The 7,388-nt window shown below is 46.9% G+C and carries 10 protein-coding genes; 5 read left to right on the forward strand and 5 right to left on the reverse strand.

Translation table 11 applies throughout. From position 1 onward, the window contains the following. Positions 1–310: 310 nt before the first annotated feature. From DSM107010_RS33660 to DSM107010_RS33675, 4 genes are all read left to right on the forward strand, one after another. On the forward strand, positions 311–1,114 hold the full coding sequence (locus DSM107010_RS33660) for a ParA family protein (protein WP_106171440.1): 804 nt from the start codon (positions 311–313) through the stop codon (positions 1,112–1,114). Between the two features lie 3 nt (positions 1,115–1,117). Continuing rightward, on the forward strand, positions 1,118–2,281 hold the full coding sequence (locus DSM107010_RS33665) for a ParB/RepB/Spo0J family partition protein (protein ID WP_106171442.1): 1,164 nt from the start codon (positions 1,118–1,120) through the stop codon (positions 2,279–2,281). A gap of 86 nt (positions 2,282–2,367) precedes the next feature. Further along, positions 2,368–2,619: a hypothetical protein gene (locus tag DSM107010_RS43375; RefSeq protein ID WP_127025055.1), complete on the forward strand. Its 252-nt coding sequence runs from the start codon at positions 2,368–2,370 to the stop codon at positions 2,617–2,619. Positions 2,620–2,638: 19 nt separating this feature from the next. Continuing rightward, entirely contained in the window at positions 2,639–3,163 is a 525-nt protein-coding gene (locus DSM107010_RS33675) for a hypothetical protein (protein WP_127025058.1), read from the forward strand. A gap of 273 nt (positions 3,164–3,436) precedes the next feature. Here DSM107010_RS33675 and DSM107010_RS33680 read toward each other — a convergent pair whose 3' ends face one another. The 5 genes from DSM107010_RS33680 to DSM107010_RS33700 all read right to left on the reverse strand — a co-directional run bounded on the left by DSM107010_RS33680 (position 3,437) and on the right by DSM107010_RS33700 (position 6,303). Then, a complete protein-coding gene (locus DSM107010_RS33680) occupies positions 3,437–3,859 on the reverse strand; it encodes a type II toxin-antitoxin system VapC family toxin (RefSeq protein ID WP_127025061.1) in 423 nt (140 codons plus the stop codon). Beyond that, positions 3,859–4,140, reverse strand: coding sequence for a FitA-like ribbon-helix-helix domain-containing protein (locus DSM107010_RS33685; protein WP_199755948.1), 282 nt, complete (start codon positions 4,138–4,140; stop codon positions 3,859–3,861). The genes DSM107010_RS33680 and DSM107010_RS33685 overlap by 1 nt, the downstream gene beginning before the upstream one ends. A 108-nt stretch (positions 4,141–4,248) precedes the next feature. Beyond that, positions 4,249–4,992: a hypothetical protein gene (locus tag DSM107010_RS33690; RefSeq protein ID WP_127025064.1), complete on the reverse strand. Its 744-nt coding sequence runs from the start codon at positions 4,990–4,992 to the stop codon at positions 4,249–4,251. Positions 4,993–4,996: 4 nt separating this feature from the next. Beyond that, the gene (locus tag DSM107010_RS33695; protein ID WP_106168113.1) at positions 4,997–5,515 is read right to left on the reverse strand and encodes a hypothetical protein; all 519 of its coding nucleotides are present in this window, start codon (positions 5,513–5,515) and stop codon (positions 4,997–4,999) included. A gap of 2 nt (positions 5,516–5,517) precedes the next feature. Beyond that, on the reverse strand, positions 5,518–6,303 hold the full coding sequence (locus DSM107010_RS33700; protein WP_106168112.1) for a DUF4058 family protein: 786 nt from the start codon (positions 6,301–6,303) through the stop codon (positions 5,518–5,520). 237 nt (positions 6,304–6,540) lie between these two features. On the opposite strand from DSM107010_RS33700, the gene DSM107010_RS33705 reads away from it, so the two are divergent. Then, positions 6,541–7,293, forward strand: a complete 753-nt coding sequence (locus DSM107010_RS33705) for a Uma2 family endonuclease (protein ID WP_127025067.1) — start codon at positions 6,541–6,543, stop codon at positions 7,291–7,293. Positions 7,294–7,388 lie beyond the last annotated feature (95 nt).

A 7,388-nucleotide genomic window follows, 5' to 3' on the forward strand; every position in this document is an offset into this window, starting at 1 on the left:
CGCGACACGATCGGACAGCCGATTCAACTATCCTCTGCTATTTTACTCAGTACAAATGCACTCGTAAATTTCTCTGAGAAACGTGTAAATAATTTGACTCGTCCTTACCATAAGTAAGAGAAATGAAGCGAGCTTTAAAATACTATAACAATGAATGACAGTTGACTTTTAACTCTTCTACTAAGCCTGTCACCTGATACATTTATTGAAAATGATGTAACATCAGATCGCCATCTCACTTGCAAAACTGATATAACATTATCTCAGAAATTTGGAGCATGAGATAAAGTTAATCAAAAAAGAAAAAACTATGCAAGCCAACTTAATCCTTTCTATTGAGACGAATGCCGGAGGAGTGGCTAAAAGTACTGTTTCTTATAATCTTGCCTATGAAATAGCAGTTCGTGGCTATTCAGTAGCCCTACTAGATATCGATCCCAACGAATCACTGACATTGTTCTGTGGGTTGGGGAAAGTTGAAGCTCCAGGAACAATGGCTGATGTCTACGATTCAGAATTCAAAGGAGACTGGCCTTTGATTGCTGCTTGGCAAAGTAAGATTGACAAAATCCAAGTTTGTAAAGGTGGTAAACAGTTGCATCAGACAATTCGGACGATCGCCAAAGATTTACGCGGAGCTTATATTCTGGCAGACCGCCTCAGCGATTACCCTTTACCACATGACTTTGTGATTATTGATTGTCCTGCAACTCTAGAACCTTTGCCACTGACGGCGCTGGCAGCTTCTACTCACGTGCTCATTCCCATTCAACCTGAGTACAAAGCTTCACAAAGTGCTGCGGCGATGATTGAGTGGTACTACTACAACTGCAAGCAACTGCGGTTAAGACCAACTCCCCAAATTTTAGGAATGGTGCCGACTCGGTGGAAAAGTGATTGGGGAGCGCACAGAAGTATTGTGGAAGAACTCCCTATTGTCTGTCAAAACTTAGGAATTCAGTATTTTAGCCCGATTCGCGAATCTGCTGACATCTTAAACGCTTCCGGTCGGGGATTACCTTTAGGAATATATCGACCGGGGAAAGGGGCAAGAGAAGATTTTCAGCCAATTGTGAATGCATTAATTCAAGAACTTAAAGCGATTAGAGGTTAATAAATGTCAAAGTCAAGCAAGCCAAGTGTACTTGGGATGTTTGCCGGAGCAGCTGGCTCACAGCAAGTCTTCGAGTTAGAAGAACGGATAGAAGCACTGCAAGCCGAAATTACGAGATTGAAAGCCGAGCAAACAAAGGGTGAATTTGCTCAAGCAGAAAGCACTCACCTGAATCAAACCATTGAAGAGCTAAGAGAGCAGCTCAAGGCATCTGGGATTTCTAAAATCCACTTTAATGAAGTTAAACCCAACCCAAAACAAGCAAGGCAAACATTCCCGCCAAACAGCATTCATAGCATGGCTGTTTCGATTCGAGAAGAAGGGCAACAAGAGCCAATCATTTTGCTCCCAGGAAATCTCATCTTCGATGGCGAACGGAGATGGAGGGCAGTTGCAGAATACTTGCAACCGGAAATTGCCACACTGGATGCAGTCATGCTGCCAAAGGAACTTTCAGAAGAGGAATTACATGCACGCACGCTGTTAACTAGCTTGCATCGAGAAAATCTCAATGAGTTAGATTTGGCTGAGGGATTGATTCAGCAAGCTAAGTTGGTGTTAAAAATCGAGCAGGAAGAGGTGGTAAAAGCGCTCAGGAGAGCGATCGCTAGACTAAATACCAAAAGACTATTACCAAGATTAACTCAACTAGTCAGTGCAACTAGAGAAGAGCAGCTAGAAGGCATTAAGGATTTTGATTTAGACGAGACTGAGCAGAATGTATTTCTGCTCTTACTACGTTTTCAGCAAAATCCGGCATCTGTAGATGCCAACGTCCTCCCCTGCTTACGACTGTCGCTAGACTTAAAGACAGCGATTTGGAAGTTAGGACTGGGTGCTAACCATGCTCGTTCTCTTCAACAACTAAGCGCCAAAAATTTAGTCGTTGAGGAAACTGTTGCCGAGCAAATTCGACAAGAGGCTACAACAAGGGTTTTACAAGAAAAGCTGACAATAGCCCAAACCCGTTCTCTGGTTGCCAAAATCATTGCTGAACGCGATCCTGAAAAAAAAGCTGAGCCAAATCGCCAGATTAGTTCTCTAATTCGTGAAGTTTCAGCAACAAAGATCGATCGCGTCCAGCCAAAGCAATTAAGAAACTTACTTTCTGCTTTAGAAGTTAAAGCTAGAGAAATTCGGGAAAAGCTGGGAAACGCTAACGATTGAATAATCAACGATCTGCCACTTGAGCTAAACCTCAAAGTGGTGAAAGAAGAAGAAAAGTCGAAAATCTAAATAGTTCAGCTCGATCTATGCCATCAAAGAAGGTTTTTGTTAGAGAATTCACAGTTCGGGCGCACGAGCGCACGATTCACACGCGATTGTACAAATTCATTTGTCAACAGTGCACTCAGCCCACAGAACGCGAGACTTATGGATCTAGACCACTGTACTGCGAGAGTTGTCGTCCACCAGGCTTGCGAGCAATTGAAGATCCAAAGTCTAAAAAGAAAAAACCTAGACCCGTACTGGTTAAACGAGCAAATCACAAAGTGAGGGTATAACGACGCTTGGTAGAGGGCAATGCGATACGTGCAGTATGCTCTTCAATCATGCTCCACAAACGCAAAACAACCATCGCGGCTAAGCTATTGGTCAAAAAGTCCGAGAGCATTTCTGCTCTGCAAGCAACCCGCACAAGCAACCCATCATAGCGAGGAGTGGCTATCCAAAGAACGAGTGCGTGTAACCTCTGCCGCGCTTGCTATCTTAGGTAGAGCAGATTCCCTCATCCCTGACGACTCTATGATGGAAAAATACCGGAAATTAATCAAACGCCAGCGTCCTGAAAAGACCGAAGAAAGCGCTGATTCTAGAGCGAGAATGCCTTCTCTGGACCAGGCTGCACAACCGATAAAGTCTCCAGAAGCACCTGTTGAGGAGCAAGCGAGCGATGAAACAGCGGCAGTGCCAAGCTCGCCAAAGCGCTGGGAAGCTTTAAACGTATCCCCATCGAACTCATCCACCTATTCTCAGTGGCAGCAAGAGTTGAGGGAGATTGAGCGGGAGCAGGCGAGTGATGTCTGGGAGTCTTGTCCCTATGATTGAAGCGGAAGTAGTTTTAGCCTTGCAGGAGTTTTAGGTCGATCGTGCAAGGAAATTTGAGTTGGAGTCTGTTTCTGCTCCAAGCAGATTTCATCTAGAGCGCTCTTTGAAAACATCCCGAATTGCCCATTCATATCGCTAATTCTGGGTAAGGAGTAGCCCTGACCAAACTTCAACCAACGGCATTCCTAAACCTTGTTGTCGTGCCAGCAGAGAGATCGCCTTGCCATCGTGCTGCATCCGATTAGCGATCGCCATCGCCCAGACAGAACGGCACTAGTAATTGCCTAAAAACTGGACGAGTTCCAGGTGCGAACTTACGGCATTGTACAACCGCAAGTCGGCGGTGACGAGTTTGGCTGACATGAAAGCTGCAAGTGCTAGATACAGCGCATCATAAATCGTGCGGTCAAAACGACTGGCTAAGCTATAGGCTTGACGTAGAACGGTTTGTGATTCCACTGTGGGAATGGAGAGTAGCAGTAGATCCTCAATAGCGCCGATCGCTTCTGCTGGGGTAATTAAGCTTAAACGCTGTTTTTTCCAAGTAATGTTACTAACTTCCGTCAAAATCAAATCTGGTGCTACCAAGTCCACTACCCCTGCCATCCAGTCAGATTGTAAGGCAAGCGCTTGTTGCTGTAACTCTTCGGGAAAGAACCATTTTGCCACGACATTACTATCGACGACTAATAGCATTAACGACTCCGATCTTCGGCAATTAGTTCGGCTGAGTCGGGCGTGAGTCCAACTCGCGCTCTAATTACCTCTCGTCGCTGCTCAATCTGTTGCCAAACTTCAGCGCTAGGACGCTGATGGAGTTTTAGAGAGCGCTCTAACAATATCAAAATCTGCTGGTTAACCGAACGCCGTTCAAGTTCAGCCATTTGCTTGAGCTGCTGATACAGCTCGTCAGGTACGTCCCGCAAACTAATATTTACCATAGGATCGCCTCGATCTTGATAGCAAAATTGTAGCATAGCTATAGCGAAATGCTATTATGATGAGTTGAACGGCTAACTAATTGTTGACTAACTTTTAATTTTTTATAGCTCGTTGCCGATTCACGATGAACTATTTCTTAGCTGTCAGGCAGAAATATCAAGCATAGAAACCCAGATCCCAGTAGGGCTGTAAAAATCTTCCCGTTGTTCTAACTCAAAGTCTCCCGACAGAACAGCTAACCAAGTTTTGACTAATCTCATTTTCCACTCCGACTTTAGTGTAGTTGAAGAATCTATCTGTTCTACCAGCTCGACTAATGGTAAGCACCTGGTTGACATACCCACAAAACAATCGGCGATCGCGCGCTTGCAGAGCGAAAAATCTTCAGTATGAGCAAGCGCAACTATGAAATCTTTTTGCTCTGCATCAGATAAGGTGGAATTATCTTCTGCCTCTAGTTGTTCGACCATTACCAATACTGCCGATTTATCTACTTGTCCGACAAGAGAGTTGTTAGTAGCGATCGCAGTTGGGGGCTGTCGATTTTGGGGATACTGTACTGCTTGGGGTGGTTCGAGTAAATCCGACAAATCCAAGTGTAGCGACTGCACGAATAGATCGGCACATTCATCGGCATCGACAACTGGTTCGGTCGGATTGTACTGGCTTGACCATTCCCAAATCAGTGACTCTGCTCGCGCCGCGTGAACTGCCACGATTCGCGCTAGCCCCTCAGATCCAATTGCCAGCTGTTGCGCCAGATCGCAATGCTCCATCGCCCGATCTAAAGATAGCAGCAGCGATCGCACGTCCGCCGTTTCGGGAGCAGCGGTAGCATCATCCAATGCCTGCCACAAATCCAATTCGAGCTGTACGATTTCCACCACGTTTTTAGCTATTGGGATGTATTGGACAAGGGCGAATCGGGCAGTTGATGGGATGCAGTTCTACCGAAGAACGAAAGCGATCGATTTTGACTCTACTGTGACTAGAAAATCCCTCTAATATCCTCATCAGTAGCATTCTCACTTGTGACTCCGCTAATCCCAAACAATGCACGGGTTCGATTTTTGCGACTCGATGGTTTCCCATCCATAATTCGGCTCCAATTGCGTGTAGGGGTGAATCTTTGGTTTCTCTGTAGAAGTGAGCAATCGCTGCTGGAGCTGCGGGAGCGGGAATTTCCAGAATTGCTGTATGCGTTGGCGACGAAAGTTCTGGCGCGATCGATTGGCGGCGGTGTTGTTTGCGATTGTAGTTTCGCACTCCACGGTGGCGATAGTAGGAGCGGCGATTGTGGCAGTGCTCGTCATCCCAACAGCGATCGCCATCAGTTCCGTGTTTGAGCTTGGCTTCAGTGACGCTCAACTTCGAGCATAACCTGCATTTTTCTTGGCTGGGGCGAGACATCACTACCCCCTCAACGGTGCAAGTAGGTTTTCCAGCCAAAGGGCATCCGACTCGGATAACGGTGGAGGCGGTGGTGCTTGTCGATAGTCAATTGACAAATCGTAGGCTGCCTCATCATAAATAGCATTAAAAACAGCAGCCAAGTCAAGCGGCACGTCAGGGTCGGGTTGGCGCAGGGGTACGGGAATCACGGGCAATCGATCTTGCAACCCCAACGTCCAAACTTCCACTACGCCGGAAGAGGCGCGAGTTAGCTCAATTAAATATGGCACGTTTGGTAAACGCGGATGGTTGAAAGGGCGACTGCCTCGGCGTAGCAAATCTAATTCAATTAAGTTGACACCTGCTTGGTAAAGGCGTTGGCGTTTTTGGCGGTATCCAGTCAATCCAGGTTCGCGCTTGTTGACGGGAGACAGAATTTCGATGCAAGTTACCAAGACGTTGAGTGCGGTGTCGCGGATTTCCACAGTTGGCACGCGGATTTCAACTGGTTGCAGCACGGGTAGCGTTAATTGAGCGGGTGTCGTAGCAAGCGTACCAGACTGAGTTAGTTGTAGCGCACCAGTTGAAGCGGCACGAACCTGAAGTACTTCTACGTCGGGGTAGAGAATACCGACTTCGGCTTCTGGAGCGTTATCTTCCACTAAATAAATTTCCAGCCTGGCCGTGTAGCGAGGACGCAGTAGCGGCACTAGCACCTGGCGAATCTTGTTTGCCAATGCCGAATGCACGTCCGACCACAAATATCCTTCAAGGTATGGGTCCATCCCTGGAAAGGGTGAAGGCATAGAAATTAACTGACAACAATCTTCTGTATTGTACAACTTCAGAGGTCAAGTTTATAGAACACTTGTACTATTTCTAATTTAGTCGTAGTTTAGTCGGATAAAAGATAAAAGGATATTATTTTATATAAGGGGGGTGATATACTGATAAAACTAAAACCATAAGTTGACCAATTCATAAGTTGACCGACTCGGTTTTTGTCGCTCACCTCGAGTCAGGCAGATTGCCGCTACTCCGCCATGTCCCACGAAACCGCAATTGGGCAGGAAAAGTCTGTAGTAGACTGGTCAGCACCAGAACCACCCAGCGATCTCGTTTTTGACGATGGAGAACCATTGGAAACTAACCGCCACCGGATTGCCATGAACGTGTTAATCGATTCGGCACTCTCGGCACTGTCCGATCGGTCGGACTTTTTTGCGGGTGGCAATATGTTTGTCTACTACAGCCGCAATCAAGCAATGAATCGCGATTTTCGCGGTCCAGATTTTTTTGTTGCCTTGGATGTAGATGGTAGCCGCGAGCGCCAGGGTTGGGTTGTCTGGGAAGAAGACGGTCGCTATCCCGATGTCATTGTCGAATTACTGTCACCCAGTACGGCAAATGTGGATCGCGGAGTGAAAAAAGATTTGTACGAGCGGGTGTTTCGCACTCCAGATTACTTCATCTACGATCCTTTTGCTGCCGAAGAGCTGGTGGGATGGCACTTGGAATTAGGGCGCGGCTACCAACCCCTGATCCCGAACGAGCGCGGTTGGTTGTGGTGCGAAACTTTAGAATTGTGGCTGGGCACTTGGCAAGGTAGTATCCGCCGAGAGCCGCCGACTGGAACGTGTGATTGGCTGCGCTTCTACGATCGCGCCTTCAATTTAGTTTTGCTGCCAGAGGAAATAGCTGCGCGGGAACAGCAACAAGCCACGTCAGAGCGCCAACGGGCAGAGAGACTGGCGCAAAAGCTGCGAGAATTAGGCGAAGACCCCGATTTAGTGTAGAAAGTGGATTATGGACGAATGGCACTAAGAAAAGCGAAAAGTAAGGTGTGTTAAGCATTACAAGCGTTAATAGCAGAGAGGTGGGCAGGGGGATG

Source organism: Chroococcidiopsis cubana SAG 39.79, assembly GCF_003991895.1.
GTDB classification, from domain to species: domain Bacteria; phylum Cyanobacteriota; class Cyanobacteriia; order Cyanobacteriales; family Chroococcidiopsidaceae; genus Chroococcidiopsis; species Chroococcidiopsis thermalis.